The organism is Pelagibius litoralis (assembly GCF_011683915.1).
Classification (GTDB): domain Bacteria; phylum Pseudomonadota; class Alphaproteobacteria; order Kiloniellales; family Kiloniellaceae; genus Pelagibius; species Pelagibius litoralis.
In genome coordinates this window covers 68,249-92,741 of sequence record NZ_JAAQPH010000010.1, presented here as the reverse complement: position 1 = coordinate 92,741, position 24,493 = coordinate 68,249, and the positions used below count along the sequence as shown (strand labels likewise).

Sequence of the window (24,493 nt, the reverse complement as noted above, 5' to 3'; positions counted from 1 at the left end):
TGTTGTCTGGAATGATAACCCCTGCAGTTCTTTTACGGGAGTTGTTATACTGAATTTTCGTCGATTTTATAGGTGTCTAGGCCGATTTTATGGAAGTGTTCGACTACCTCGTCATCGGCGCCGGTTCAGCCGGCAGTGTGCTCTCGGCCCGCTTGAGCGAGGCGCCGGAAATTCGCGTTGGACTGGTTGAGGCCGGGACCTTTGCGTCCGACCCGCGCGTTGCCGATCCGGCTGCATGGATCGCCTTGCAGGGATCGTCGATCGACTGGCAGTTTGCGACCGTTCCGCAGTCTCAAAGCGCAGAGAGGGTGCATGCCTGGCCGCGCGGAAAAGTCGTCGGCGGCTCCAGTTGCCTGCATGCCATGGCTCATGTTCGTGGACATCCGGCTGACTTCGATGCCTGGGTGGCGGCAGGCTGTGAAGGTTGGGGTTATCACGACCTTCTGCCCTACTTCATCCGCTCGGAAAGCTCGCCCTTTGGGCCGTCGCCTTATCACGGCGACAGCGGCCCGATCGCGCTTCTCACGCCCACGCAACCGCATCCCGTCGTCGAGGCCTACATGGCGGCGGGGGAGGAGTTGGGTTTCGAGCGCATTGAGGAACATAACGGACCGCACATGGTCGGGCCGACCCTCAACACGCTGACGATCAAGGACGGAAAACGGCAATCTGTCGCAGACGCCTATCTGCTGCCCGCCCTCGGGCGCGACAATCTGGTGCTGCAGACCGACAGCCTTGTCCTGCGTCTGCTCTTCGATTCCGCCGGACGCTGTTCCGGTGTCGAGGTCGAGTCCGATGGCGAGGTCCGACAGATCCTGGCCGAGCGCGGTGTCATCCTTTGCGCCGGCGCCATCGGTTCGCCCGGCCTGCTGATGCTCTCCGGCATTGGCGCGGCTGCCGAATTGCAGCCGCTCGGCATCGCGCCCCGGCTCGATTTGCCCGGGGTAGGCCGCAATCTGCACGACCATCTGCTGTCCGGTGGCAATCTTTACCGCGCCCGCCGCCCTGTGCCGCCGTCGCGCTATCAGCATTCGGAATCGTTGCTCTACGTCGAACGGGATGGAAAAACCGATGTGCCGCCGGAACTGGTACTCGCCTGTGTGGTCGCGCCGGTGGTGACCGAGATGTTCGAGGCGCCGCCGCTGGGCCAGGCCTATACGATCATGTTCGGTTTCACCCAACCGCGGAGCCGGGGGGCCTTGAGGCTCGCCTCCGCGGACCCGCGCGAGCGGCCGCTTATCGATCCGAACTATCTTGCGGAAGAGGCGGACCGGCAGGCCTATCTCGATGCGCTGGATCTGGCGCAGGCGGTTGGTTCAACCTCGGCCCTCGCCGATTGGCGGGACCGCGAGTTGCTGCCGGGGGCGGCCTGCGAAACCAGGGCCCAACGCCTGCGCTTCCTGGAACAGGCGGCCTTTACCCATCATCACCCGGTCGGCACCTGCCGCATGGGCGACGACGCCGAGGCTGTGGTCGGCCCTGATCTAAAGGTGAGGGGGCTGGAGGGGCTTTATGTCGTCGATGCCTCCGTCATGCCGAGCATCACGACCGGGCCGCCGAACGCGGCCATCATCGCCTTGGCCGAGCGGGCGAGCGATCTCATCGCCGGACGGGAGCTGCTGGCGCCGGCTCATGTCGATGTTTAACCCTTCTGAGCCAAGAGGTTGATGATGTCTGTCAGGCTTTTCATTGTGGCGGTTGCAGCGGTTGGCTCTCTTTCGGCAGCAATGCCTGCCGGCGCGGAGCCGCGCAGCCTCGACCTCAGTCTGGACAATGCGGGGGAGCGAACGCTGCGCTGTTCCATGGTGATCGCTCACTTCATGTCGGATGAGCTTGGCGAGATCGCACCGGGCGAACGGCTGATGATTGCCCTTGAGGGTGACAACGCGGATGGCTCGCTCTTCGTGCGCAGCGGTGACGGCCGGCGCAAGCCGATCGAGAATATTCTCTGTGGGGCGAGTGACGATTGGGCGCAAACGCGTGGAGAGGTTCCGCTCCTGCCTTTACGCACCTCCTCGTCCGAGCGTGCACACATGGCCTGCCATCTCGAAGGCCGGCTCCGCTGTATTGAAATGGCGCCATAGCGCCCATCGAAATGCCCGGGCAGCACCTTGGTTTCCGCACCTCCGCTCACAAACCCCCTGCAGATGTGATAGATCAACAGATATGATGAGTTTTAGTTCCGGAGAGGAGAGACTCATCTTTGGAAAGCAGCTCCGCGATTCAATCACATATTAGGATTAGCAAATACTTTGATAGACACCTTAGCTCACTGGCGCGCGCTTTTGCGAGTGATGCTTGACAGCTAAGATCATTTAAACTGATATGATCACTTGTGGCATCATCATTGTCTATTATTGTGATTTTCTGTGACTCCCGTGCGATGAACGGACCGAGGGCAGGCGCTATCAACGAAGGACCACAGCTTTCAGAAACACGCCACCGCACCAAGTTTTACAGTCGCGGCCAGCGCGCGAGAGAAGGTGTTTGCTTAGGAAGGCTGCAGAGCCGACACGAACAACAAAATGACAGAGTGACTATCTGGGAGGATAAGAAATTGAACGCATTCATGAGAACCCTGGCCTTTGGTTTGACCGCCGCAATTGCGGGTCCTGCGCTGGCGGAATTTCCCGAGAAGCCGGTGACACTGATCGCTCCTTTCAATGCGGGTGGGGGCACCGATCTGTTATTGCGCGGATTCCAGGAACCCTTCGCCGCGGCGCTTGGCGGCAACGCCGTTGTGACCAACATGGCGGGAGGCTCCGGTACCGTCGCGGCATCGCACCTCGCTGGGCTGAAGCCGGATGGCTATACGCTCGGCTATCTGTCCATCACCGTGTCCACGATCCAGCCGCAGATCAAGAACGTGCCCTATGACAAAGAGAGTTGGACGCCGATCTGCTCCGTTGCAGCTTCCCCGACGCTCTTCTACGTGCGCTCCGACAGCGAGTACAACAGCCTGGAAGACGTGAAGGGCGCCGCCGAGGCGAACCCCAACGCACTTATCTTCGGCAGCTCCGGCCCCGGCGCGATTACCCATCTTACGATGGTTGCGGCGATGAACGGCCTGGGCATCATGGACAACGTCAAGCATCTGCCGCACAAGGGCTCAGGCCCGGCGATGAAGTCCATGGCGGGTGGAATCATTCAGTTCTTCGGCGATACCGAGGTGATGATGTCGCGGTACGACCTGAAGCCGCTCGCGGTCTTTGCCGACCAACGCCTGCCGTCGCTGCCCGACGTGCCGACGGCTACTGAGGCAGGTATCAAGGCGCCCCTGAATGAGCTCTATCTCTGGGGTGGTCTTTTTGCGCCTGCAGGCCTGGACGACGCGGTTACGGCCAAGCTGGCTGCGGCCTGTGACGAAGCGGTAAAGTCCGATGCTTTTCAAGAGTTTGCAGGAAAAACGGGAACGGTCATCAATTACCGCGGACCGGAAGACTTCGACGCCTTCTTTCGCCAACAGTGGGACGCCAACAAGACTCTGATCGAGGCTGCGGGTCTCTGATCCGGCTGGGCGTTCTGGTGAAAGGTCCGGGCGTTTGAGGCAATACCTGAACGAACGCATTATCATCGGCGCGGCGCTTTTTGCCGCGCCGATGATACTGATCGCTTTGTCGGTCGGTGCGGAGTTTGCCGAACTGGGCGGGGCGTTCTCTCCCCTGTTTTTTCCGTTAACCGTTCTGTGGTTTTGGGCCGGGGTCGCTGGTATATCGCTCGCGATCGACCTGCGGCGTTCGGGGCTGATCTCCGGCGGTATGGTCCCGGGCGGCATGCCGCGCAGGTCCTGGTTTCAGATCGTGCTCGTGACATTTGCCATGGCGGGCTTCGTCTACGCCGTGACGCGGCTGGGATTTCTTTTGTCCGCTGTGGCCTTCGTCGCGACAGTGCTGGTGGTTCTCGGAATCCGTAGCGTGACCTTGGTCCTCTGCTATTCAATCGCCTTGCCGCTGGCGATCTTTCTGCTGTTTCATTATGGCCTGGGTCTGCCGTTGCCGACCTCGCCTTTTTCCTACCTCTTCTGATGCTGGAAGCGATTCCCGCCGCTTTGGCGTTGCTGCTTACGCCCCAGGGCATCGCCACGCTGGTCCTCGGTACGGCGCTGGGCATCGTTCTCGGGGCCATGCCGGGGATCGGGTCTACAGTGGCGGTCGCTCTTGTGCTGCCGTTCACACTGACGATGGAGCAGGCGCCCGCCATTATCCTGCTGCTCGCGATCTACGCCGGCTCGGTCTACGGCGGATCGATCTCGGCTATCCTGATCAATACGCCCGGCACGCCGGCAGGGGCCGCGACGGTTCTGGATGGCACCCCCATGGCGCGTGCGGGGCGCGCCGGTGAGGCACTGGGATGGGCGACCATCGCCTCGGTGATCGGCGGGCTCTCTTCGGCCGTACTGCTTTTGATGGCGGCACCGCAGTTGGCGGCCTTCGCTCTACGCTTTGGTCCCATCGAGACATTTGCACTGATCTGCCTGGGACTGACCTGCATCGTGACTGTCTCAAAAGGCTCCGTCATCAAAGGGCTGGTCGCCGGTGCGCTCGGTATCTTCCTCAGTTCTGTGGGGGGCGATCCGATCACCGGCGAAGTGCGTTTTACCTTCGATCAGTATCAGCTGATCGCCGGATTCAATCTGCTGGCTGTGGTGATTGGAATCTTCGCCTTCTCGGAGATCCTCATTCGCATCGCCGACGGGGCGGACGGGGGGGGCAACAAGGTAGAGTTCGATGGGCTTGTGCTACCGAAGTTTGCGGCCTGGAAGGGGCGTTTGGCGGGCTTGGTGAAGTCCACCTTGATCGGCTGCGGCGTGGGCGTGCTGCCGGGAACCGGTTCGGCCACGGCGGCCTTCATATCCTACGCTGAAGCGAAACGCTCCTCGCCGCGCGGTGAGAGTTTTGGCAAGGGCGAGCCGGACGGCATCATTGCCGCCGAAAGCGCCAACAATGCCGTTACGGGCGGCGCGCTGGTGCCTACGCTGGCACTGGGTATTCCGGGCGATGTGATCACCGCGGTGATGCTGGCGACGTTTACCCTGCACGGGATCACGCCGGGCGTGCGGCTGATGGAGGACAACCCCACGCTTATGGCAGCGATTTTTCTGGGGTTCTTTCTGATCAACCTGTTGCTGTTGCCTCTGGGGATGGTCGTTTCAAAAATTTCAGCACCGATCCTGCGCATCCGCGAGCCGTTGATGCTGGGCGCCATCGGTGTCCTTTGTGTGCTTGGGGTTTACTACGTGCGCGGCAACCCCTTTGATCTTCTGGTGATGTTCGGCGCTGGCGTTGCGGGCTTTTTTCTGCGCCGCGCGGACTATCCGATGGCGCCTCTCATCATTGGTATGGTCCTGGGGCCGGCCTTCGAGCTCAGCCTGCGTCAAGGGTTGATCCTTACCGACGGGTCTATCCTGGCCTTTGTGTCAGGCCACCCGATTTCCGCTGTGCTTCTGGCGTTAACGGCGCTGGTGCTTCTTTGGCCTGTGGCGCGGCGCATACTGCTCAAATGACCGTCTAAACGCCTCTGCGCTGTCATGCGTCCCGTCTCAAGACGTGTTCCGCTATCCAGCGCCGAACATCCGAACAGATGCGATTATGGGCGAACTGACGAGGTGTCGTGACAAAAAAACCCGATTACCTGATTCCTATCGTCAGTCCCGACGACAGGTGTCGGACCCAGGGCCGGCCGATGAGGGCGTGATTTTTCAGCGCCTGGGCTTGCAGAACATGTTGTAGAGCACCGAGACGAGTTCGCGCGCCTCTTCGCTGGCCAGGGAGTAGTAAATGGTTTTCCCCTCCCGCCGGGTGGCGACGAGACTGTCGGCTCTCAGGCGTGCAAGCTGCTGGGACACGCTTGGCTGACGCAATTCGAGCAGGACCTCGAGATCCCTGACCGATTTTTCGCCGTCCACAAGCATACAGAGAATCAAGAGGCGATTCTCGTGTGCGATCGCCTTCAAGAAGTCGCTTGCTTCCCGGGCGTTCGTCATCATGTCCTCCATGGGGCCGATGTCCGAGGGGCTGACTTCCGAGGTTCCGGCGTCCGGGAGTTTCTTGGCTATTGCCATGGCGCTGCTCTTGCTAATCAAAACACGATACTCGTAGCTCTGACATAGCGCCGCCGATGCCTACTGTCCACCGCTGGATGCCGGTTGCGGTGCGACCAAAGGATCCATCTGCTCGATTAGTCCGGCAAGCAGGCCCCAGAAGAAATCCTCCCCCGGATATCCCTGGATGCGGCCGATTTCCCTGCCGCCCTCGATCAGCACGAAGGTCGGCGTGTAACGGACGGCCTTGAGTTCGGGCAGGTCCGCCGGCCAGGTGCCATGCAGATCGACGCGCCGCAGCGGCGCCCTTTGGCCTTCGGCCGTCTTCGGGTAGATCGGTGCGATTTCCCGGTTCCAGACCGCGCACCAGGGGCAGCCGTCTTCTTCGAACATCACCAGTTCGGCTGCCGCGCCGCGGCTCGGCAGATCGAGCAACGCAACAATCATGACCGCGCCGACCAAAGCCAAGCGCATCATTTTCATGGCCCAGTTCATCGAAAAACATATATCATGAATCGAATATGATTTCCAGGTGAGAGAGGATTCATGGGCTTTGACGTCAGTTTTGGCGGTGCTTTCGTTGCCGGCCTGCTCTCTTTCCTGTCGCCTTGCGTGCTGCCGTTGGTGCCGCCTTATCTCTGCTTCGTGGCCGGCATGACCATGGAAGAGATGGCTGAGGAGACACGACCCGACGCCGGGCGGCGGGTCGCTTTTGCCGCCTTGTTTTTCGTTCTCGGCTTTATGACGGTCTTCGTCGCCCTCGGCGCAAGCGCCAGCTTTGCCGGCCAACTGGTGGCCGAACACCTGGCACTGCTCAGCTATCTGGCCGGCGCCGTCATCATCGTCATGGGGCTTCACTTTCTCGGTGTCATCCGCATTCCGCTGCTCTATCGCGAGGCTCGGTTCCATCCGGCCTCCCGGCCCGCCGGTCTGGCCGGGGCCTATGTCATCGGCCTGGCCTTTGCCTTTGGATGGACACCTTGTGTCGGGCCGATTCTGGCGGCGATCCTCTTCATGGCGGGCAGTGAGGAGACCGTTGCACGCGGCGCCGGCCTGCTGGCGTTGTATGGCCTGGGGATCGGTATCCCGTTTCTGCTGGCGGCTCTTTTCGCCGGTTCTTTCATGCGCTTCGCGGCGCGGTTCCGCCGTCACGTCGCGACAGTGGAGAAGGTCATGGGCGGCCTGTTGGTGGTGACCGGAGTCCTCTTCATAACCGGCTCTATGTCTACGCTCTCCTACTGGCTGCTCGACGCTTTTCCGGCACTTGGAACTATTGGATAACAAGGCCTTAGGTATTTCGCATTCAAATATTGCAATATGTCTCTTGATTTGGCCGCTATGTCTCTTCATTATCGGCGTGAGGGACGCGGCGCCGCAAAGAATCAAGCGAAGACCAAGGCGCCGAACAAAAAACCACGCGAAAGCGGGAGGAAATGGTGGGCCTTAAACATGCGGCCGGACTCTGTCTGGCATTATCCCTGATCGCTTTCGTCGCTGGTGCCGACGCGGCGAGCCTTCAGCCGCAAGAAGTGCGGATCACCGATGCGGAGCTTGGCTCATCGCTGACCGGCGCGCCGGGCGATCCGGTTCAGGGCGCAAAGTGGTTCAAGAGCCGCAAGCTTGGAAACTGCCTTGCCTGCCACGGCAACAAGGACCTGGCGAGCGAACCTTTCCACGGTGAGATCGGCCCGCCTCTTGATGGCGTCGCCGACCGTTACTCGGAAGCAGAGCTGCGTGCGATTGTGGTGAACTCAAAGGATGTTTTCGGGCCGGAGACGATCATGCCCGGTTTCTACCGTGTGCTGGAGGGGCAGCGGGTGCTTAAAGACTTTCAGGGTAAGCCGATCCTGACGGCCGAGCAGGTCGAAGATGTCATCGCCTACCTGAATACCCTTAAGGAATAGGACACCGGATGAAGGCCCTTGGATTGAAAGGAAAGACCATGGAGGACATGACGCGTCGCGATGCCTTGGCGTTCGCGGCCGGACTGGTTGCAATCACCGTCCTGCCCCTGCCGGTTCTGGCGGCGGAGGAAACGGCGATGGACGAAATCAACAAGTTCGTCGGTGGCGGCGAAGCTGCGGAAAGTGGCCGGGTGACGCTGGAGACGCCGGAGATTGCCGAGAACGGCAATACCGTGCCTCTGACTGTTATGGTCGACAGCCCGATGACCGCTGATGACTATGTGAAACGTGTTCTGATTGTCGCGGACGCAAATCCGCGCCCGGGTGTGGCCACATTCCATTTCTCGCCGAAGAGCGGCGTTGCGGAGGCTTCGACGCGGATGCGCCTTGCCAGGACGCAGAACGTCATTGCCGTCGCCGAGCTGTCGGACGGCTCGTTCCACATGGCGAAGTCCATGGTCAAGGTGACGATCGGCGGCTGCGGCGGCTGATCAGCAGAAAAGGAGAATCCGGCAATGGCAAAGTCCAAGCCCCGCGTGAAGGCGCCTAAGAAAGCGGATAAGGGAGAGGTCATAGCAATCAAGACCCTGATCTCTCACAAGATGGAATCTGGCCAGCGCAAGGACAAGAAGGGCGATCTGATTCCACGTCAGATCATCAATCGCTTCACGGCGAAGTTTAACGGCGAGTCGGTTTTTGAGGTCGATATCGAACCGGCGATTTCCGCCAACCCCTATCTGCAGTTCAACATGCGCGTCGAAGAAGCCGGAGAGTTCGAGTTCATCTGGGAAGATGATGACGGCTCTGTTTACACGAAGAAGCAAAAGCTCGACGTTACATAAGTACGGCCGGATGCGCGGCAGGCCTTGCCCTGCCGCGCCGGAAGCCGTGCAAAGGGTCTGGGAGGGAAGTGGATGACGATGACAAGAACGAGGATTGCGCTGTTGAGTGCGGTCGCAGCCGGGTTGGTGGTGAGCGGCTATGCCTTCGCCCTGCCGGAGGGTGTCGATACGATCCAGGTCAAGGCCGCATCGAAGGACCATCCGCTCGACGAGCTTTACTCGGGCTGGCATTTCCGCACGCCGGAAACCCAGGCCTTGCAGGAAGACGACTTCGAGAACCCGGGTTTCCTCTGGGTCGAGCAGGGCGTCGATCTTTGGGAAACGGCCGACGGCAGTGAGGGGAAGTCCTGTGCGTCCTGTCATGGCGACGCGGCGGAGTCGATGGCGGAGGCCGGGGCGGCCATGCCGAAGTGGAACGAAGCGCTCGGTAAGCCCGTGAACATGGAGCAGCAGATCAACCTCTGCCGCAGCGAACGCATGGGTGCCAAGCCCTGGAAATGGGAATCCAGCGAGCTTTTGTCGATGACGGCCTTCGTGCGCAACCAGTCGCGCGGCAAACCGGTCGACGTGCAGGTCGACGGACCGATGAAGCCCTGGTTCGAAAAGGGTGAGACGCTCTACAACACCCGCGTCGGGCAGTTGGATCTGGCCTGTTCGAGCTGCCATCAGAACTACTACGGACAGAGCATCCGGGCCGACCGCTTGAGCCAGGGGCAGTCCAACGGTTTTCCGACCTATCGCCTGAAGTGGCAGAAGCTCGGTTCGCTCCATCGCCGTTTCAAGGGCTGTATGAGCCAGGTCCGGGCCGAGCCCTACAAGGTTGGATCGGATGAGTTTCTGGCGCTTGAACTCTACGTCAACTGGCGCGGGCAGGGCCTGCCGGTGGAGACGCCCGCCGTACGGCAGTGACCAGGGCCTTGGCCGGCAGCGCGTCCGCTGCCGCTGAGTACGCGGCTTATCGATTGGCTTTCGCGGAGAGACCTTGTTTCGGATGGTCTTCCGCCTGATTTGGCAGGAGGCTGACTATGCTTTCCCGAAGGGATTTTCTGCAGGTTGCCCTCGCAACCGGTGCGTTGTCGGGGGCCGGGAATGCCTGGCCGTCTTTTGCTGCCGGCACCATGCTCACCGAGGCCGAGCTGCTGGCCTTTGAGCCCCTGGGCAATGTGACGCTGCTGCATATCACCGACATTCACGCCCAATTGGTGCCGCTGTACTTCCGGGAGCCGTCTATCAATGTCGGGGTGGGTGAGTCCAAAGGGCTGCCGCCGCATATCACCGGGAAGGCCTTTTTGGCGAAGTATGGCCTCGAGGCCGGCGGCGCCCAGGCCTATGCCCTGAGCGATCAGGGTTTTTCGACCCTGGCCCGGGAGTACGGCCGGGTCGGCGGTGTCGACCGCCTGGCTACGATGATCAAGGCGGTGCGCGCGGAGCGGCCGGACAACACCCTGTTTCTCGACGGCGGCGATACCTGGCAGGGTTCTTACACATCCTACCAGACGCAGGGTGAAGATATGGTCCGGGTGATGAACGCCCTGGGGACCGATGCCATGACCGCGCACTGGGAGTTCACCTACGGCACCGAAAGGGTGACGGAGTTGCTGGAACAGCTCGCCTTTCCCTTCCTCGCCAACAACGTCCGGGATACGGATTGGGAAGAACCCGTGTTCGACGGGATCGCCACCTTCGAGCGGGGCGGCACCAAGATCGCGGTGATCGGCCAGGCCTTTCCCTATACGCCGGTGGCCAACCCCCGCTACAAGATCCCGACCTGGTCCTTCGGCATCCGAGAAGAGGCGGTTCAGGCGCAGGTCGACAAGGCGCGCGCGGAAGGCGCCGAGCTGGTTGTTCTGCTGTCGCACAACGGGTTCGATGTCGACCGTAAGCTTGCCGGCCGGGTGCAGGGGATCGATGTGATCCTGACCGGTCACACCCATGATGCGCTGCCCGATGCCGTCACCGTGGGTAAGACGTTGCTGATTGCCAGCGGCTCTCACGGCAAGTTCCTGTCGCGGCTCGATCTCGACGTCCGTGACGGCGCGGTGAAGGGATACCGGTATAAGCTGATGCCGGTCTTCTCCGACATCGTCACCCCCGACCCGGAGATCGCGGCGCTTGTCGAGGAAGTGCGTGCGCCCCACAAAGCAGAGCTGAACCGCGTGCTCGGCAAGACCGAGTCGCTGCTGTACCGCCGGGGCAATTTCAACGGCACCTTCGATGATCTGATCTGTCAGGCTCTTCTTGAGGAGCGCGATGCGGAAATCGCTCTCTCGCCGGGCTTCCGCTGGGGGGCCTCTCTGCTGCCGGGCCAGGACATCACCGTGGAAGATGTCCACAACGTCACCTCGATCACCTATCCGGCGGCCTATCGCAGCGAAATGACCGGTGCTTTCCTGAAAACGGTGTTGGAAGACGTGGCGGACAACCTTTTCAATCCGGATCCTTACTATCAGCAGGGCGGCGATATGGTCCGAGTCGGCGGCCTGGGCTACACCATCGATCCGGGCGAAGAGATCGGCAAGCGCATATCGAACATGACCTTCCTGGCCACGGGCGCGCCCATCGAAGCTGAAAAGAACTACACCGTCGCCGGTTGGGCCAGCGTGAATGAAGGTACAGAAGGCCCGCCGATCTGGGATGTCGTCGAAGGCTATATCACCAACCACACCACGGTCAGCGTAACGCCGAACGACGCGGTGAAGGTGGTTGGCGTTTGATGGGATTGCAGCTGCGGCAATTCGCGGCAGGCAGCGGCGAAGCTTACAGTTTACATATTCAATGAATTGAATATTATAAAACCAACGATATCGCCTTTCTCGGAAGGATTTTCCATGAGCCAATCGCCAAAGCCCGGACAGGTAATGGGCCGCCGCGGATTCCTTTCCGGCGCAGCCGCCGCAGGCGGGGCCGCGGCGATCGGCGGTCTGACCGGGCCGGCTGCCGGTGCCAATCCTGAAAACCTGCCGCCGAATGTGCCGGATTGGTCGCGCTACCTGGGTGAGGGCGTCGACGCCCGGCCTTATGGCGTGCCGTCGGAGTATGAGGCCCATGTCGTGCGCCGCAACGTGGCCTGGCTCACGGCCTCGACCGAAAGCTCGGTGAACTTTACCCCTCTGCACGAAATCGACGGCATCCTCACGCCGAACGGGCTCTGTTTCGAGAGGCACCATAGCGGTATCGCCGAGATCGATCCCGCGGATCATCGTCTGATGATCAACGGCCTGGTGGACAAGCCGTTGATTTTCACCATGGAAGACATCATGCGCTTCCCGCGCACCAACAAGGTCTATTTCCTGGAGTGCGCGGCCAACACGGGCATGGAGTGGCGCGGGGCGCAGTTGAACGGCTGTCAGTTCACCCATGGGATGGTCCACTGTGTCATGTACACCGGGGTGCCGCTGCGGCTCATCCTGGAAGAGGCGGGGTTGAAAACCAATGCCAAGTGGATCATGCCCGAAGGCGGCGATGCCGCCGGCATGAACCGTTCGGTCCCCTTGGAGAAGGCGCTCGACGATTGCCTCGTCGCTTTCAAGATGAACGGCGAGGCCCTGCGCCCGGAACAGGGCTATCCCCTGCGCCTGGTGGTACCGGGCTGGGAAGGCAACATGTGGGTGAAGTGGCTGCGCCGGATCGAGGTCGGCGACCAGCCCTGGCACACCCGCGAGGAAACGTCGAAGTATACCGACCTGATGGAGGACGGCCGCTCCCGCCGCTTCACTTGGTACATGGACTGCAAGTCGGTGATTACCAATCCAAGCCCGCAGGCGCCTTTGCTGCACAAGGGTCACAACATCCTGACCGGCCTTGCCTGGTCGGGCCGCGGCACCGTCGAGCGTGTCGACGTGACCCTGGACGGTGGCAAGAACTGGCGCACCGCGCGGATCGACGGGCTGAGCCTGGATAAGGCCGTGCATCGTTTCTATTTCGAGTTTGACTGGAATGGCGAGCCGCTGTTGCTGCAATCTCGCGCTGTAGATTCGACCGGCTATGTGCAGCCGACAAAAGACGAACTGCGTGCCGTGCGCGGCACCAACTCGATCTACCACAACAACGGTATCCAAACCTGGCATGTGCAGCAAAACGGCGAGGTCGAGAATGTCGAGATCAGCTAAGCTCCTGCTGCTGCTGGCCGGCCTTGCCGGCGCCGCTTCCCCGGCGATAGCCGGCCCCCTCGGGCTTGGGCGTGAGGCCAAGCCCGCGGAGGTTGCCGCCTGGGATATCGACGTGCGGCCGGACGGGCAGGGCCTGCCCGAAGGACGCGGAACGGTTGCCGAGGGTGAGGTCGTGTTTCAGGAGCTCTGTGCCGTCTGCCACGGCGAGTTCGGCGAGGGAACCGGGCGCTGGCCGGTGCTGGCCGGCGGGGAGGACACCCTCAACTCCGAAGACCCGGTGAAGACCATCGGCTCGTACTGGCCCCATCTGTCCACGGTCTACGACTACATCTATCGGGCCATGCCCTTCGGCGAGGCTCAGTCGCTCACCCCGGATGAGACCTATGCCATCACGGCCTACTTGCTTTACATGAACGATGTCGTCGAAGAAGAGGATTTCGAGCTGTCGAAGCAGAACTTCGCATCGATCCGCTTGCCCAACGAGGCGGGTTTCATCGATGATGGCCGCCCGGACACGGCGACCGTTTCAAAGACGGAGCCTTGCATGACGGACTGCAAAGCCGAGGTGACGATCGTCAGTCGCGCCCGTATCCTGGATGTGACCCCGGAAGGCGAGGGCGACGGCGGGATCGACTGAGGCAGGGGCAAACGCAGCCTTTTCGGTTGCAGCCGCTCTTTTTCTAGACGGGAAGTCTCGATAATGAAGAACAGCGGTCGGATTGCGGCACTGACGAGACGCCAGGTGCTGACTGCCGGGTCGGCAGCGACCGCAGTTCTGGCGATGCCGTCGCTTTCCTTTGCCCGCGGTGTTCGCATCGTGATTATCGGCGCCGGTGCCGGCGGTGGGACGGCGGCGCGGCTTCTGGTGCAGCAGCTTGGCGACAAGGCCGATATCCTGGTCCTGACCGGGCCGTCCAAGACCTATTATCCTCCCTTCCTGCAAACCGGCCGCCTGCTCGGCGAGGCCGCGCCAACGGTGGATCTCGGATTGCGATTGGGCGAAAGCGGCGTCGCCACGATGGCCGGCAGTGTTATTGCCCTGGACCGGCGGCGGAAGCAGGTGACGGTTCAAAGGAATGAGACACGGACGCAGCTGCCTTACGATCTGTTGATCGCGGCGCCGGGTGTCTCTCTGGGCAGGTATGGCGAAACAGCAGGCGGCGAGCCGGATCCCTGTTGGACGGCGGGCTCCGCTTGCTCGGCCGGCTTGCCGGGCCTGGCCGGGTTTCCGGAGGGCGGCACCCTGGGGATCGTGGCGCCGCCGCAGCCCTATCGCTGCCCGCCGGCGGTATACGAACGGGCCTGCCTGCTGGCCCACCGCCTGCAGGGCAGAGACCCGTCGGCGAAGATCCTCATCGTCGACGAGAAAGACGGTTATCCGATGCAGGCGCTCTTTGAAGCGGCCTATGCGGACTACTACGATGATGCCGTCGAATGGATTCCAAGAGAGTTTCATGGCGGCGTCAAACGGATCGATTTCCGCCAAGGCCTGATCGAAACCGACTTCGAGGCTTTTGAGGTCGATCTGGTCCATGCGGTGCCGCCGCAGTCGGCGCCCGATTTTCTCATCCGGGCGGGCCTTGCCGATGCAACCGGCTACTGCCCCGTCGAAGCGATCAGCATGCAATCCGCCACTGATCCGGATGTCTACCTGGTTGGTGACGTGGCCGCCGCCGGCGAAATGTCCAAATCCGCCGGCTCGGCGATTGCCCAGGCCGGGCTTGCCGTCGCTCACCTTGTCGAGCGGGTCGCCGGGCATCCTGCCGAGGCGTCGATCGATCTTGCGGACCAGTGCTGGACTTTCCTGACACCCGATGACGCCGTGACGCTGGGCGGGCGCTATCGGCCCGAGGGCCGGCATTTCGCCTCGGTCGAGCGCTTCGTGAGCGATGTCGAAGAGGACGAGACGACGCGGTGCAGCAATGCGCGGGAGGCAGCGGCCTGGCCCGCCATGATGCTGCAGCAGATCTATGGAGCCGTCTCGTGAGAAGCCTTGCGGCGGCCATGGCCTTCACCCTTGCCGTTGCGGCAGGTGCCGCCGCAGAAACCGTCGGTGATGCGGAACGCGGCGTCGATGTCTTTCGCAAATGTAGCGCCTGCCATCAGGTCGGCAAGTCGGCGATAAACCGCGTCGGCCCGCACCTGAACGGTGTGTTCGGCCGAACGGCCGGGACAGTCGAACGCTTCAAGTACTCGAAACACATGCAGCGTGCCAGCGCCGACGGCTTGGTCTGGACTTACGAAACACTGGATGCCTTTCTGGAAAACCCGAAGTCCATGGTGTCGGCGACGCGCATGAATTTCCAAGGCTTGAAGAAAGCGCAGGACCGGGCGGACGTTCTCGCCTACCTGCGCCGCTTCTCCGACAATCCGCGGGACATTCCGGAAAGTGAGCCGACCCTTCGTTTGGACGACCCTAACCTGGACCCTGCGGTGCTCACGCTGGAAGGAGACCCGGACTACGGCGAATATCTCTCCAGCGAATGCACGACCTGCCATCAGGCGGACGGCTCGAACCAGGGCATTCCACCGATCACAAACTGGCCGCACGAAAACTTCGTCGTGGCCATGCACGCCTATAAGCAGCAGCTCAGGCCCCATCCCGTCATGCGGATGGTTGCCGGCCGCTTATCGGACGAGGAGATTGCCGCCTTGGCGGCATACTTCGGAGGGCTCGAATAACCGGAATCGTTCAAGGGAGGAAAAAATGAAGTTCGGCAGAAGACAGTTCATCGGAACGACGGTTGGTGCGGCGGCGGCGTTGTCGGCACCGGCCGTCCTCGGTCAGGCTAGGCCCAGGGTGGTCGTGATCGGCGGCGGCGCCGGCGGTGCAACGGCGGCCCGCTATGTCGCCAAGGATAGCAAAGGGGCGATCGACGTCACTCTGATCGAACCGACCCGCAGGTATTACACCTGCTTTTTCTCCAACCTCTACATCGGCGGTTTCCATGAGATGGCCGCGCTCGGCCACGGCTACGGCAAGCTGGCGAGCGACTACGGCGTTAACGTGTTGCATGACTACGCCATCGGCGTGGATCGGGGGGCGAAGACCGTTGCGCTTGCCGGTGGCGGTTCGGTGCCCTACGACCGTCTGATTCTCTCGCCCGGCATCGACTTCAAGGAAGGGTCCGTTCCCGGCTGGGATCTCACCTCTCAGAACGCCATGCCCCATGCCTACAAGGGTGGTACGCAGGCTGAACTCCTGAAGGCGCAGGTCGAAGCCATGCCTGAAGGAGGCGTCTTCTGCATGGTCGCACCCCCGAATCCCTACCGCTGCCCGCCGGGGCCCTATGAGAGGGTCTCCATGGTCGCTCACGTCCTGAAGGCACGAAACCCCACGGCGAAGATCCTGATTGTCGATCCCAAACCCAAGTTTTCGAAGCAGGCCCTGTTCGAGGAAGGCTGGCAAGACCATTATGCGGGCATGGTCGACCGGATTGGCCCCGATTTCGGCGGCGATGTCGTGGAAGTCCGACCCGATAGTATGGAAGTCGTGATCGACGGCACGGTCGAGAAGGTCGATGTCTGTAATGTGATTCCGGCCATGAAGGCCGGACACATCGCCGCGCTGGCAGGGGTGACCGACGAGGCCGGCTGGGCGCCCGTGGTGCCGGCGAGTATGCAGAGCCGCATGGACGAGAACATTCATGTCCTGGGCGATGCCGCCCAGCAGGGCGATATGCCGAAGTCGGGTTTCGCGGCCAACAGCCAGGCCAAGGTCTGTGCCATGGCGGTCCGTGCGGCCTTGACCGGGTCGAAGGTCTTCCCGGCCAAGTTCTCCAATACCTGCTGGTCGTTGATCGAGACTGACGACGGCGTAAAGGTGGGGGCCACCTATAAGCCTACCGAGGAGAAAATCGCCAAAGTCGACGGCTTTATCTCTCAGACCGGCGAGGCGGCCGGTCTTCGCAAGCGGACCTATGAAGAGTCGATTGGCTGGTATGCCGGAATCACGGCCGACATGTTCGGTTGAATCCTGCCCCCGCAGACTTTGCGCCGGGGCAGGGCTCCGGCGCGACTTTTCTGTTCAGGACACCGCGGCGGTCCAAGTCTCGATCCTGTCGATGACATCGCAGGTTTCTCGCTCGGCGCCGCGCGCCCTGGGTGTGAGCCTTCGGTCGGTCGTCACGCCGCAGCAGATAGGCAGCAGATAGAAGGAACCGTCCCATGGCTCGTTTCACCACGTCGCTCGTATTGACCCTGATGCTGCTTGCAAGCGCGGGCGCGCAGGCGCAGGCCGTGCGGGAGGTCGAGCTGTCTTTCCGCGGGACCGTCCTGCTGGGCGATCTGGTGCTTCCGGAAAACGGTTCACTGGATAGTGACGCGGTGCTGCTCACCCATGGAACCCTGGCGCACAAGGATATGGAGATCATCGAGGGGCTTCAGGCGGCACTCGCCGAGCGGGGCATTGCGAGCCTCGCCCATAGTCTTTCGTTGGGCATCGACCGGCGGCGCGGCATGTACGACTGTGCGCAGCCGCATCGTTACCTGCATCGCGATGCCGTTGAGGAGATCGCCGCTTGGCTGGCGTGGCTCCGCAAGGAGGGGGCGTCCAAGGTGACCGTGTTGGGACACAGCCGGGGCGGCAATCAGGTCGCTTGGTTCGCCGTGGAGAAAAGCGATCCCGCGATGGCGGGAGTCGTCCTTCTGGCGCCTTCTGTCGGCAGCGGGCAAAAAGCTGTCGCGGCGCAGTATCGTGCGCGCTTTGGCGTGGGGCTCGGCCCGGTCCTGGAAGAAGCGGCAATGCTGGCCGCCGAGGGGAAGGGCGCGACCTTGATGTCTTTACCCGGCTTCGCCTACTGCGAGGATACCGAGGCGACGGCGGACAGCGTCCTGTCCCACTACGGTCCGGAGCCGCGGCGTTTGACGCCGTCGTTAATTCCGTCGATCGGGGTGCCGGTTCTCATCATTGCCGGTTCGGTTGATCAGGTCGTACCCGAGGTGCCTGAGCGGTTCGGCTCCCTTGTCGATGGGAACGAAGTCCGGTTGGCCGTCGTCGAGGACGCCGATCATTTCTTTCTCGACTTCTACCTGGAAGACGCCGCCGACCTCGTTGCCGATTTCGTTCGAAGATAGAGCGCGACCTGTCTTGCCAAACCTGTCTCACTGAACGGGAGTCGGCCGGTTTCAGGCCGTCGCCTACTCGAACTCCATCTGCTCGAATACCCGTCCGGCGTTGCGCTTCGCCAACTGCTCGTAGGTATCGAGGTGGGCATAGGGCGTCTGATCGACGTAGTAGGCCTGTTCAAGGGTGCCGCCTTCTTCGATTAGCTTGCCGACAAGGCCGCGCAGGTAGACCAGATAGTCCTTCGTATAGCGCCGCACCTGATCCATGTTCGTGGGGTGACCGTGACCGGGGATGACGTAGGTCGCCTGCAGGGCTTCGAAGGTCTCCCAGCTTTCCAGCCAACCTGCCGTATCCGTGTCGTCGAAAATCGGCAGCATCCGCTCGTGAAAGGCCATGTCGCCGGAGATCACCAGGCTCACGTCGGGCAACCAGACCACGATGTCGCCCGGGGAATGGGCCGGGCCGAGGTTCTTCACTTCGACTGTGAAGCGGCCCATCTCGATGACCTTCTCGTCCTCGAAGGTTTCCGTGGGCCCCTGAAGGACGGTGCCCGCCGATTTTTCTTTGTTATAGGTCTGCATCCGCGACAGGATCTGCGGACCGCGGTCCTCGAACTCTTCCGCCGCCTCGACATGGGCCAGGATCGGCACCTGCTGCTCGGCCCAGTATGCATTGCCGAGCATGGCGTGCCCCTGGCCGTTTTCGTTGACCACCAGCTTCACCGGTTCATCGGTAATCTGTTTGATTTCTTCATGCAGCGCCTTGGCGAGCTGATAGCTGGCACCGCCGTTGACGACGATGACCCCGTCGCCGGTGACGATGAAGGAGAGATTGTTGTTGTGCCCGGAATTCTCGTAGCCCGGCGGTGCGGTGGCGCCGATGGCCGACCAGACGTAGGGGATCACCTCCACCGGTTTGGCGTAGAGCACTGATTGCGGATATTGATCGGGAATCTGCTCGCTGGCGGCGGCTGACAGGCTTCCCAGGCCGAGCCCTGAGAACAGCCATCCGCTCAACACGAGACCAAGGGCGAAGGGGGTGAGTGATCTGGTCACTTGTTTTCCTCCGGTATCCGGCTTTTGCCGATTGTCGTTGTGTGCGTTCCGGGTGACCCTGCGGCGGATCAGAAGATGAGCTTCTCCTCGATGGCCTCGATGCCGGCGCGGGCACAGGTTGCATCGGCCGTACCGGTGGGGGCGCCGGAGATGCCGATCGCACCCAGCATGCTGCCGTCGCCGGCCAGGATCTGCACGCCGCCGCCAAGCGGCAGGGCCATGGAGACATTGCGGATTCCCCAGGCTTCGCCCTTTTCGCTGAGGTTGGCGAGTTCCAGGGTATCGGTACGGAAGCTGACCGAGGTCCAGGCCTTGCGGTAGGAGGTGTCGGGGGTATGCGGGCCGGCGAAGCGGTCCCGGATCGTGGTCTGCAGATTGCCGGCGCGGTCGACCACCGAGACGGCGACCTGATAGCCCTCTGCCCGGCAGCTTTCCAGAGCGGCCTGTGCCGCTTCCACAGCCACGTCTGGGGTGAGGGACTTGAAGGTCACGATCGCATCCTGCGCAGCGGCTGTTGTGATGGAAAAGCCGGCGGCGGCGGCGGCGGCAAGACACAGACTAGGATAACGGATCATGAGAGTTCTCCCGATTGCTAAGCGATTGAAGCGGTTGGCGGCGAAGCGCTGGTGCCGTGACCCCGGGCCCCTGTTGCCAAGCGCGCGTCCGACTTTACGCAGTGCGTCAACCGGGTCATCGATGGTCTCGCCGCCGTAAAACAGGCGTCGTATTCCCTGTGGTGCTCCGCAGATGCCGGCTTCCCCCAGAGCTTTGTTGTTGTCACCGAGGCACTATATATATAATAATTTGAATATAAAAGAATAAGTCATCGCTCGGTCTGAAAAGACTGCCCTGCGCAGAGACGAAACCGTCTGATTGCCGACAGATGCCGCGCCGGCGTTCAAGCCGATGACACGAACTCATGATGGGGAGGACAGTCATGGAGAGTGATCGAAGAACCCTGATGCTGGCCGCTATGGCCGCTGCTACCTGTCTTTCAATCCCGCTCAGGGCGCGGGCGTCAGAGCCCGAGGTGGGCGACAACGGCCTTCATGTCCAGGATTGGTTCGTTGAGTCTTTTCTGGATCTGCAGGAAGACCTGACCGACGCGGCGGACAATGGCCGGCACTTCGCCATTTTGTGGGAGCAGCGCGGCTGCCCCTATTGCCGCGAGCTTCATGCGGTCAATCTCAGCCGGCCGAAGATCGTTTCCTATCTGCAGCAGAATTTCGATATCCTGCAGCTTGATCTCTGGGGCAGTCGGGCGGTGACCGATTTCGATGGCGAAGAGCTTGAAGAGCGCGCGCTGGCGCGCAAATGGCAGATCAATTTCACGCCGACCATCGTTTTCTTTCCAAACGATCCGCAGGCCGTTGCGGGCAAACCGGGGCGGTCGAGCGAGGTGGCCCGTATGCCCGGCTACTTCAAACCCTTTCACTTTGCCACCATGTTTGAATATGTCCGCGACGGCCAACACCAGGTCCAGTCGTTTCAGCGCTACCTTCAGGACAAGTTTGCCCGGCTGGAGGCCGAAGGTAAGTCCGCGGATGTCTGGTGAGGGATCGCCGCCGCGAGGTCTGATCCATGGGTGACATATCGACATCTCTGTTGCTGGCCGGTTGCGGCCTGCTGGCCGGGCTTGTCGTCGGTGCGGTCGCCCGCGGGGCGCGGTTTTGTACCTTCGGGGCAATCGAGGACTGGATCCTTGCCGAGGATACCCGGCGACTGCGCAGTTGGGCGCTTGCGATCGCAGTCGCCATGATCATCGTCCAGTTTCTCGACGCCTGGGGAGTCGCCCGCATCGATCAAAGCTTTTATCTCTCCAGCGACTTCGGCTGGGCCGGTGCAATCGTCGGCGGGCTGCTCTTCGGCTTTGGCATGGCGATGGTCGGAACCTGCGGTTACGGGACCTTGGTCCGCCTGGGCGGCGGTGATCTGCGGGCCTTCGTCGTCTTCCTGGTCCTGGGCCTGACGGCTTACATGACGGCACGGGGCCTCACCGGCATCCTGCGCGAATCCCTGATTGAACCTTTGAATTGGGATTTAAAGGGTATCGGCGGGCAGGGCTTTTCCCATCTGCTGTCGGACGTCCTGGAGATCGACCGTTCGCTGGCCGGCCTTGTGATTGGCGGTGCGGTCTCTCTGGTGATCTTCTGGTGGTGTTTCCGAAGCGCCGGGTTTCGTTCGGCACGGCGGGATATTGCCGCGGGTGTCGTCATCGGTATCGTGGTGGCATCCGGCTTCGCCGCGACGGGGATTGTCGGCGCCGATCCCTTCGAACCACAGCAGGTTGAATCGCTGAGCTATGTTCTGCCGCCGGGCGAAACCATCGTCTATCTGCTGACTTTCTCAGGGGCAAGCATCGACTTCGGCGTCGGATTGGTGCTGGGAACCATTGCCGGCGCTTTCCTGACGGCGGCGGCCAAAGGCGAACTGCGGCTTGAGGCTTTCGATGACGCTCGGGAAATGCGGCGTCATCTTCTGGGGGCTTTTCTGATGGGTTTCGGCGGCGTGACGGCGCTTGGCTGTACTGTCGGGCAGGGTATTTCCGGGATGGCGACTCTTTCCATGAGCGCGCCGCTTGCGCTCGGCTCGATCTTCCTGGGTGCGGCCTTCGGTCTGCACTATCTGGTAAGCGGTGGCGTCCGTGAGGCGATCTCGGCTTTGTACTTTACCGGCCGCGAGCCTTTCGGCTGAGGCCTCCAGAACCACTTGCCTTGAGTGACTGTATAATCATTACGATTGGTTTTGATCGCAAGCATAAGCTCTTGATCCTATATGTAGGGCGCTTAATACATTCAAAAGAAATAATATGTAAATCCGACTCTGGCTACTCACTTCGATAGTTGGGGAAGGGCAGATCATGCTACGGAAACTGCGGAGCCGAAAAATCGGTGTACGCCTGGCTATGGCACTGGCGCTGACGGCTCTTCTGGCTGTTGCGGTTACGACCGCTGCGAACCTCTGGCTTGCCGCGGGCATGAGCGAAGAGGCCTTCGAGGAGAAGCTGTCCGGTTTGCGCAGCCAGTTGGTCGACGCCATCGAGGCAGAGGCCAATCGGGCGGTTTCCATGGCGACAACCGTCTCAGAGAACACGCAGGTCCAGCAGCTCTTTGCGGCCCGGGACCGCGACGGCCTGGCCGGTATTTTCGTGCCTGGTTTCAAGAAGATGAAGGAAGAGCAGGGGGTTCGTCAGTTTCAGTTCCATCTGGCGCCGGCGACTTCTTTCCTGCGCGTGCACAAGCCGCAGAAGTTCGGCGACGACCTTTCCTCCTTCCGTTTGACGGTGGTCGATGTGAACGCGCTGGGTGATCCGGTTTCCGGTCTTGAGCGTGGTGTCGCCGGCCTTGGCATGCGTGGCGTCGTTCCGGTGCTGAATGACGGCGCCCAGGTCGGCTCGGTGGAGTTCGGTCTTTCCTTCGGTCAGGCTTTTTTCGACCGTTTTACGGAGCGTTCCGCGGCTTTGGCCGCGCTTTATGTGCTGCGCGACGAGGCTGTGGAGACTTTTGCCACGACCTTTCCGGCGGGCGTTGCTTTCGACGAGTCGTTGCTGCGTGCCGCCGCGGCCTCGGAACACCCGACAATTCTGCCAAGGGTCGTCATCGATGGCCTGGCCCACGCGACCCTGCTGACCCCCATTACCGACTTTAGCGGCGATGTGATCGGCGTTGCCGTCATCGGCTTCGACCGCAGCGCCGCCGACGCAGCGCTGACATCGGGCCGGATCACCTCCTTCGGTATCGGTTTGGCGGTTCTCCTTGCATCGCTGACCATTGCCTGGGGGATGAATCGTTCCATTGCCCGGCCGATCTCGGCCATTACCGGGGTCATGCGATGCCTGGCCGACGGCGAGACCGAAGTCGAGATTCCCGGCATAGGGCGTCGTGACGAACTGGGCGCCATGGCTGAAACCGTCCAGGTCTTCAAAGACAATGCGATCGAAAAGAATCGCCTGGAGGATGCGCAGCGCGCGTCGGAACGCCGGGCGACAGAAGAAAAACAGCGGGCGCTGGGTGAACTGGCTGACGGCTTTGAGGCTACGGTCGGGCAGATTGCCGGTCGCGTGTCGAGCGGCGCCGGGCAGATGGAATCGACCGCCCAGCACATGATTGAAGTTACCAAGCGTACCGACGAGCGCACGATGGAGGTCACCGCTACCTGCGAAGAGGCGAACCAAAGCGTTCAGACCGTCGCGACGGCAGCTGAGGAACTCAGTGCATCGATTGCCGAGATTTCAAAGCAGGTGACCCAGGCGAACGAGGTTTCCGATCAAGCGGTGCAGGAAGCCACGGCAACCGACAGCACGGTCAAGAGTATGGCCGAAGCGGCCGAGAAGATCGGCGATGTGGTAAAACTGATTCAGGACATTGCCGAGCAGACCAATCTGCTGGCTCTCAACGCCACCATCGAGGCGGCACGGGCAGGCGACGCCGGGAAGGGCTTTGCCGTGGTCGCCAACGAGGTCAAGAGCCTGGCCACCCAGACCGCCAAGGCGACGGAGGAGATTTCCGGCCAGATTGACGCTATGCAGTCGGTGACCGGTGGCGCGGTGGAGGCAATCGCTTCCATCAGCTGCCGTATTCAGAGCATCGGCGAGGTGACCGCCTCCATCGCCGCTGCCATCGAAGAGCAGTCTTCGGCGACCCAGGAAATTGCCAGGAATACGCAAAATGCAGCCAACCGCACCACGGCGGTCTCGGAGAGCATCGGCTTGGTCCGTCAGGACACGGGCGAGACGAGCCAGGCGGTTACGGAGGTCGTCTCGGCCTCGGGCACGCTCAACGAGCAGGCCGCCCAACTGCAGTCTGAGATGCGTGGTTTCCTGGCCAAGGTTCGCGCCTCTTAGATCGAGCGTCAAAGGGATCACTGGCTGCTGGACTCCCGTACCGGATACTTCGCCTATGTCGATCCCAAGAAGGGACAGTTCGAGCGGGTGGCCTTCTGCCCCGGCTATCTGCGCGGGCTGAGCTTCATCGGCGACTTTGCCGTGGTTGGGCTGTCGCGGCCGCGCGGCAATTGCACCTTCAGCGGCTTGGCGCTGGACGACAACCTGGCCAAGGCCGACAGCGATGCGCGCTGCGGTCTGATGGTGACCGATCTGAAGGGCGGCGATATCGTTCACTGGCTGCGCATCGAGGGCGTGGTCGAGGAACTTTATGACGTCGTGACCTTGCCCGGTGCCGTCCGCCCCATGGCGCTCGGCTTCAAGACCGATGAGATCCGCCACTTCCTCAACGTTGGCGAGCTGGGCAACCTGGTCCCAAATTGAGCGGTAGATGACTTGGCTCGGCGAGCGAATGTCCGTCTCGGCGGCCGCGGGTTTCCGCGACCGTACCTCTATCTTAAAGGAGAGACTTTGTCAGTTTATGGCAGGGCCGCTGCCATAGCATGAGCCCTGAGCGGTTACCATGCCTGGTTGACACACCTCAATGTTGCATTGCCACACCTCCGGTACCTTTCTGCCCAAAGCAGTACTGG

25 protein-coding genes are annotated in these 24,493 nt (G+C 61.7%); 21 read left to right on the top strand and 4 right to left on the bottom strand.

Going from position 1 to position 24,493, the window contains the following annotated elements:
• The first annotated feature begins 89 nt into the window (after positions 1-89).
• The 5 genes from HBA54_RS14150 to HBA54_RS14130 all read left to right on the top strand — a co-directional run bounded on the left by HBA54_RS14150 (position 90) and on the right by HBA54_RS14130 (position 5,503).
• The gene (locus HBA54_RS14150; RefSeq protein WP_167225637.1) at positions 90-1,646 is read left to right on the top strand and encodes a GMC family oxidoreductase; all 1,557 of its coding nucleotides are present in this window, start codon (positions 90-92) and stop codon (positions 1,644-1,646) included.
• A gap of 24 nt (positions 1,647-1,670) precedes the next feature.
• Entirely contained in the window at positions 1,671-2,084 is a 414-nt protein-coding gene (locus tag HBA54_RS14145) for a hypothetical protein (protein WP_205944652.1), read from the top strand.
• Between the two features lie 263 nt (positions 2,085-2,347).
• Positions 2,348-3,508 (top strand): Bug family tripartite tricarboxylate transporter substrate binding protein, encoded by a 1,161-nt coding sequence (locus tag HBA54_RS14140; RefSeq protein WP_205944651.1) that lies wholly within the window; start codon positions 2,348-2,350, stop codon positions 3,506-3,508.
• Positions 3,509-3,542: 34 nt separating this feature from the next.
• The gene (locus HBA54_RS14135) at positions 3,543-4,025 is read left to right on the top strand and encodes a tripartite tricarboxylate transporter TctB family protein (protein WP_167225633.1); all 483 of its coding nucleotides are present in this window, start codon (positions 3,543-3,545) and stop codon (positions 4,023-4,025) included.
• The gene (locus HBA54_RS14130) at positions 4,025-5,503 is read left to right on the top strand and encodes a tripartite tricarboxylate transporter permease (protein ID WP_167225631.1); all 1,479 of its coding nucleotides are present in this window, start codon (positions 4,025-4,027) and stop codon (positions 5,501-5,503) included. The genes HBA54_RS14135 and HBA54_RS14130 overlap by 1 nt, the downstream gene beginning before the upstream one ends.
• 195 nt (positions 5,504-5,698) lie before the next feature.
• Here HBA54_RS14130 and HBA54_RS14125 read toward each other — a convergent pair whose 3' ends face one another.
• Positions 5,699-6,061 (bottom strand): ArsR/SmtB family transcription factor, encoded by a 363-nt coding sequence (locus HBA54_RS14125; protein WP_322096039.1) that lies wholly within the window; start codon positions 6,059-6,061, stop codon positions 5,699-5,701.
• 60 nt (positions 6,062-6,121) lie between these two features.
• Positions 6,122-6,523: a transcriptional regulator gene (locus HBA54_RS14120; RefSeq protein WP_240932684.1), complete on the bottom strand. Its 402-nt coding sequence runs from the start codon at positions 6,521-6,523 to the stop codon at positions 6,122-6,124.
• A gap of 63 nt (positions 6,524-6,586) precedes the next feature.
• Between HBA54_RS14120 and HBA54_RS14115 the strand changes: the two genes are divergently transcribed.
• The 12 genes from HBA54_RS14115 (at position 6,587) to HBA54_RS14060 (ending at position 17,971) form a co-directional block, all read left to right on the top strand.
• On the top strand, positions 6,587-7,321 hold the full coding sequence (locus tag HBA54_RS14115; RefSeq protein ID WP_167225629.1) for a cytochrome c biogenesis CcdA family protein: 735 nt from the start codon (positions 6,587-6,589) through the stop codon (positions 7,319-7,321).
• Positions 7,322-7,473: 152 nt separating this feature from the next.
• Positions 7,474-7,944: a sulfur oxidation c-type cytochrome SoxX gene (gene soxX, locus HBA54_RS14110; protein WP_167225627.1), complete on the top strand. Its 471-nt coding sequence runs from the start codon at positions 7,474-7,476 to the stop codon at positions 7,942-7,944.
• Between the two features lie 8 nt (positions 7,945-7,952).
• The gene (soxY, locus tag HBA54_RS14105; protein ID WP_240932683.1) at positions 7,953-8,435 is read left to right on the top strand and encodes a thiosulfate oxidation carrier protein SoxY; all 483 of its coding nucleotides are present in this window, start codon (positions 7,953-7,955) and stop codon (positions 8,433-8,435) included.
• Between the two features lie 24 nt (positions 8,436-8,459).
• Entirely contained in the window at positions 8,460-8,786 is a 327-nt protein-coding gene (soxZ, locus tag HBA54_RS14100; protein ID WP_167225624.1) for a thiosulfate oxidation carrier complex protein SoxZ, read from the top strand.
• Positions 8,787-8,858: 72 nt separating this feature from the next.
• Positions 8,859-9,695 (top strand): sulfur oxidation c-type cytochrome SoxA, encoded by an 837-nt coding sequence (gene soxA, locus HBA54_RS14095; RefSeq protein WP_240932682.1) that lies wholly within the window; start codon positions 8,859-8,861, stop codon positions 9,693-9,695.
• A gap of 116 nt (positions 9,696-9,811) precedes the next feature.
• Complete coding sequence (gene soxB / locus HBA54_RS14090) at positions 9,812-11,500, top strand: thiosulfohydrolase SoxB (protein WP_167225622.1); 1,689 nt, start codon at positions 9,812-9,814, stop codon at positions 11,498-11,500.
• A gap of 114 nt (positions 11,501-11,614) precedes the next feature.
• Entirely contained in the window at positions 11,615-12,895 is a 1,281-nt protein-coding gene (gene soxC / locus HBA54_RS14085; RefSeq protein WP_167225620.1) for a sulfite dehydrogenase, read from the top strand.
• The gene (locus HBA54_RS14080) at positions 12,879-13,532 is read left to right on the top strand and encodes a c-type cytochrome (RefSeq protein ID WP_167225618.1); all 654 of its coding nucleotides are present in this window, start codon (positions 12,879-12,881) and stop codon (positions 13,530-13,532) included. Before soxC ends, HBA54_RS14080 begins: the two co-directional genes overlap by 17 nt.
• 63 nt (positions 13,533-13,595) lie before the next feature.
• Positions 13,596-14,882, top strand: coding sequence for an FAD-dependent oxidoreductase (locus tag HBA54_RS14075; protein WP_167225615.1), 1,287 nt, complete (start codon positions 13,596-13,598; stop codon positions 14,880-14,882).
• Positions 14,879-15,577 (top strand): c-type cytochrome, encoded by a 699-nt coding sequence (locus tag HBA54_RS14070; protein WP_205944650.1) that lies wholly within the window; start codon positions 14,879-14,881, stop codon positions 15,575-15,577. The genes HBA54_RS14075 and HBA54_RS14070 overlap by 4 nt, the downstream gene beginning before the upstream one ends.
• A gap of 25 nt (positions 15,578-15,602) precedes the next feature.
• Complete coding sequence (locus HBA54_RS14065; RefSeq protein WP_167225613.1) at positions 15,603-16,868, top strand: NAD(P)/FAD-dependent oxidoreductase; 1,266 nt, start codon at positions 15,603-15,605, stop codon at positions 16,866-16,868.
• A gap of 194 nt (positions 16,869-17,062) precedes the next feature.
• Positions 17,063-17,971, top strand: a complete 909-nt coding sequence (locus tag HBA54_RS14060; protein ID WP_167225611.1) for an alpha/beta hydrolase — start codon at positions 17,063-17,065, stop codon at positions 17,969-17,971.
• 63 nt (positions 17,972-18,034) lie between these two features.
• Here the strand turns inward: HBA54_RS14060 and HBA54_RS29675 are convergent, their stop codons facing one another.
• Positions 18,035-19,018 carry an MBL fold metallo-hydrolase gene (locus HBA54_RS29675; protein ID WP_205944649.1) on the bottom strand — a complete coding sequence of 328 codons (984 nt, stop codon included), beginning with the start codon at positions 19,016-19,018 and terminating at the stop codon, positions 18,035-18,037.
• 68 nt (positions 19,019-19,086) lie between these two features.
• Complete coding sequence (locus HBA54_RS14050) at positions 19,087-19,593, bottom strand: GlcG/HbpS family heme-binding protein (protein WP_167225609.1); 507 nt, start codon at positions 19,591-19,593, stop codon at positions 19,087-19,089.
• Between the two features lie 362 nt (positions 19,594-19,955).
• Between HBA54_RS14050 and HBA54_RS14045 the strand changes: the two genes are divergently transcribed.
• From HBA54_RS14045 to HBA54_RS14030, 4 genes are all read left to right on the top strand, one after another.
• Positions 19,956-20,573, top strand: a complete 618-nt coding sequence (locus tag HBA54_RS14045) for a thioredoxin family protein (protein WP_205944648.1) — start codon at positions 19,956-19,958, stop codon at positions 20,571-20,573.
• Between the two features lie 26 nt (positions 20,574-20,599).
• Positions 20,600-21,712, top strand: a complete 1,113-nt coding sequence (locus HBA54_RS14040; protein ID WP_167225607.1) for a YeeE/YedE family protein — start codon at positions 20,600-20,602, stop codon at positions 21,710-21,712.
• Between the two features lie 166 nt (positions 21,713-21,878).
• Positions 21,879-23,861 carry a methyl-accepting chemotaxis protein gene (locus tag HBA54_RS14035; protein ID WP_167225605.1) on the top strand — a complete coding sequence of 661 codons (1,983 nt, stop codon included), beginning with the start codon at positions 21,879-21,881 and terminating at the stop codon, positions 23,859-23,861.
• Positions 23,862-24,284 carry a DUF4915 domain-containing protein gene (locus HBA54_RS14030; RefSeq protein WP_167225909.1) on the top strand — a complete coding sequence of 141 codons (423 nt, stop codon included), beginning with the start codon at positions 23,862-23,864 and terminating at the stop codon, positions 24,282-24,284.
• Positions 24,285-24,493 lie beyond the last annotated feature (209 nt).

Bases quoted from the DNA above. Each gene is read 5' to 3' on its own strand.
- HBA54_RS14150 (WP_167225637.1), top strand. From the start codon at position 90: ATGGAAGTGTTCGACTACCTCGTCATCGGCGCCGGTTCAGCCGGCAGT.
- HBA54_RS14145 (WP_205944652.1), top strand. From the start codon at position 1,671: ATGTCTGTCAGGCTTTTCATTGTGGCGGTTGCAGCGGTTGGCTCTCTT.
- HBA54_RS14130 (WP_167225631.1), top strand. From the start codon at position 4,025: ATGCTGGAAGCGATTCCCGCCGCTTTGGCGTTGCTGCTTACGCCCCAG.
- HBA54_RS14125 (WP_322096039.1), bottom strand. From the start codon at position 6,061: ATGGCAATAGCCAAGAAACTCCCGGACGCCGGAACCTCGGAAGTCAGC.
- HBA54_RS14120 (WP_240932684.1), bottom strand. From the start codon at position 6,523: ATGAAAATGATGCGCTTGGCTTTGGTCGGCGCGGTCATGATTGTTGCG.
- HBA54_RS14115 (WP_167225629.1), top strand. From the start codon at position 6,587: ATGGGCTTTGACGTCAGTTTTGGCGGTGCTTTCGTTGCCGGCCTGCTC.
- soxX (WP_167225627.1), top strand. From the start codon at position 7,474: ATGGTGGGCCTTAAACATGCGGCCGGACTCTGTCTGGCATTATCCCTG.
- soxY (WP_240932683.1), top strand. From the start codon at position 7,953: ATGAAGGCCCTTGGATTGAAAGGAAAGACCATGGAGGACATGACGCGT.
- soxZ (WP_167225624.1), top strand. From the start codon at position 8,460: ATGGCAAAGTCCAAGCCCCGCGTGAAGGCGCCTAAGAAAGCGGATAAG.
- soxA (WP_240932682.1), top strand. From the start codon at position 8,859: ATGACGATGACAAGAACGAGGATTGCGCTGTTGAGTGCGGTCGCAGCC.
- soxB (WP_167225622.1), top strand. From the start codon at position 9,812: ATGCTTTCCCGAAGGGATTTTCTGCAGGTTGCCCTCGCAACCGGTGCG.
- soxC (WP_167225620.1), top strand. From the start codon at position 11,615: ATGAGCCAATCGCCAAAGCCCGGACAGGTAATGGGCCGCCGCGGATTC.
- HBA54_RS14080 (WP_167225618.1), top strand. From the start codon at position 12,879: ATGTCGAGATCAGCTAAGCTCCTGCTGCTGCTGGCCGGCCTTGCCGGC.
- HBA54_RS14075 (WP_167225615.1), top strand. From the start codon at position 13,596: ATGAAGAACAGCGGTCGGATTGCGGCACTGACGAGACGCCAGGTGCTG.
- HBA54_RS14065 (WP_167225613.1), top strand. From the start codon at position 15,603: ATGAAGTTCGGCAGAAGACAGTTCATCGGAACGACGGTTGGTGCGGCG.
- HBA54_RS14060 (WP_167225611.1), top strand. From the start codon at position 17,063: ATGGCTCGTTTCACCACGTCGCTCGTATTGACCCTGATGCTGCTTGCA.
- HBA54_RS14050 (WP_167225609.1), bottom strand. From the start codon at position 19,593: ATGATCCGTTATCCTAGTCTGTGTCTTGCCGCCGCCGCCGCCGCCGGC.
- HBA54_RS14045 (WP_205944648.1), top strand. From the start codon at position 19,956: ATGGAGAGTGATCGAAGAACCCTGATGCTGGCCGCTATGGCCGCTGCT.
- HBA54_RS14040 (WP_167225607.1), top strand. From the start codon at position 20,600: ATGGGTGACATATCGACATCTCTGTTGCTGGCCGGTTGCGGCCTGCTG.
- HBA54_RS14035 (WP_167225605.1), top strand. From the start codon at position 21,879: ATGCTACGGAAACTGCGGAGCCGAAAAATCGGTGTACGCCTGGCTATG.